This is a genomic window from Pseudomonas protegens, assembly GCF_003732485.1.
Classification (GTDB): domain Bacteria; phylum Pseudomonadota; class Gammaproteobacteria; order Pseudomonadales; family Pseudomonadaceae; genus Aquipseudomonas; species Aquipseudomonas protegens_B.
Genome location: NZ_MOAK01000036.1, coordinates 279,926 through 281,599 on the forward strand (window position 1 = coordinate 279,926; position 1,674 = coordinate 281,599).

At 59.3% G+C, this 1,674-nt stretch carries 3 protein-coding genes; 2 read left to right on the top strand and 1 reads right to left on the bottom strand.

The genetic code is table 11. The features are described from left to right. Positions 1 to 57 precede the first annotated feature (57 nt). Both BLX41_RS08180 and BLX41_RS08185 read left to right on the top strand, forming a co-directional pair. Complete coding sequence (locus tag BLX41_RS08180) at positions 58 to 363, top strand: DUF6482 family protein (RefSeq protein ID WP_123724467.1); 306 nt, start codon at positions 58 to 60, stop codon at positions 361 to 363. A gap of 128 nt (positions 364 to 491) precedes the next feature. Continuing rightward, entirely contained in the window at positions 492 to 1,109 is a 618-nt protein-coding gene (locus BLX41_RS08185; protein ID WP_044465159.1) for a BamJ family beta-barrel-assembly machinery protein, read from the top strand. Between the two features lie 90 nt (positions 1,110 to 1,199). On the opposite strand, the gene BLX41_RS08190 is transcribed toward BLX41_RS08185, so the two are convergent. Next, a complete protein-coding gene (locus BLX41_RS08190; RefSeq protein ID WP_123724468.1) occupies positions 1,200 to 1,469 on the bottom strand; it encodes a PA4570 family protein in 270 nt (89 codons plus the stop codon). Positions 1,470 to 1,674: the final 205 nt, after the last annotated feature.

A 1,674-nucleotide genomic window follows, 5' to 3' on the forward strand; every position in this document is an offset into this window, starting at 1 on the left:
TCCTGGCCGGGGCATATGCCTGTAGCTGTCAGGGCTGTAAAAGCACGAGGTGCGCTCATGAACCTGCAGGAAATGAATGCCTACGCCATTGCCGGTAAGGTCGACGAATTGAACCTGATTTCCCTGGAGGGCGGGATCTACCTGCTTGAGGCGCGCATGCATGGGGCGGCTTATCCACTGAGTGATGCCCGGGGCCAGATGTTTCATCTGCGTTCCGTGGAGCATGCCCGTGAAGTTCTGCAGTCCTTTCCCAAGTTGCCGTTCAATCTGATTCACACGTCGGTGCATGACGAGATGTGCGGTTTGTCCGCGGGTGTCGAGGAAAGCCTGAAAGTGCCCATCACCTTGCACTCGGGGGGCTGAGGTCCTGTACGGCGATGATCCGTGTCGGGCTTCTGTGCTAGTCTGCTCGCCCTTTTGATTCCGGGCGCTCCGGGAGGCGCTGTGTTCCTGCGGCCTTTCCCGAGCCGTCCGCACAGCGGAGCAGTGTCATGTCCGAAGTAAATCTGTCCACCGACGAAACCCGCGTCAGCTACGGCATTGGCCGTCAGTTGGGCGACCAACTGCGCGACAACCCTCCACCGGGCGTCAGCCTGGACGCGATCCTCGCGGGTCTGACCGATGCTTTCGCCGGTAAGCCAAGCCGTGTGGGCCAGGAAGAAATGTCCGCCAGCTTCAAAGTCATCCGCGAAATCATGCAGGCTGAAGCCGCTGCCAAAGCCGAAGCTGCCGCAGGTGCCGGTCTGGCCTTCCTGGCAGAAAACGCCAAGCGTGAAGGCATCACCACCCTGGCTTCCGGCCTGCAATTTGAAGTGCTGACCCAGGGCGATGGCGCCAAGCCATCCCGTGAAGACAGCGTGCGTACCCACTACCACGGCACCCTGATCGACGGCACTGTATTCGACAGCTCCTACGAGCGCGGCCAACCTGCCGAATTCCCGGTAGGCGGCGTGATCGCTGGCTGGACCGAAGCACTGCAACTGATGAACGCCGGTAGCAAATGGCGTCTGTACGTGCCGAGCGAACTGGCTTACGGCGCGCAAGGCGTGGGCAGCATCCCACCCCACAGCGTTCTGGTATTCGACGTCGAGCTGCTGGACGTTCTGTAACCTGTGTAGGGGCCAGCCAGCTGGCGATGACGGCAGCGCATTTGCACTCTGTTCATCGCCAGTTGGCTGGCCCCTTCATCGGCTTGGGTTTCATAGACGGATCTTTGCGCTCAGGCTGTGGCCATCGGTTCCGGTCGGCCGCAAGGCTCTGGCGTAGCAGAACAAAAACAGATTGCGCACCAATTCCTTGAGTACCAGCGGTTCGCTGGAACTCAGGCCGTTCAGGTCCAGATCTCCCTGGTCCTGCAGCTCGCTCAGGGCTTCCTCTTCCAGTACCGCACAGACTTCCCCGGTTTCCCGATGCAGGATTCGCAGGTAAGGGTGTGGGCGGTCCAGCCAGGCATCAATCAAATAAGTCATGGGTGTCATCTCCTTGAATGGGGTTCAATGAGAATAATTCTTATTCAATGAATAGCAAGTGCCTATTGGCGGTTTCTGTCTTTTTCAGTGCAGAAATTGTTTTCGATCAAATCGACTGGCTTTTTGCTAGCAAGTACTTGGATCAAGTGGGGCGGGGTGATTGGCGGGGGGAGACCCTCTCGCGGCGGGCGCGGGGGGGGGGGGC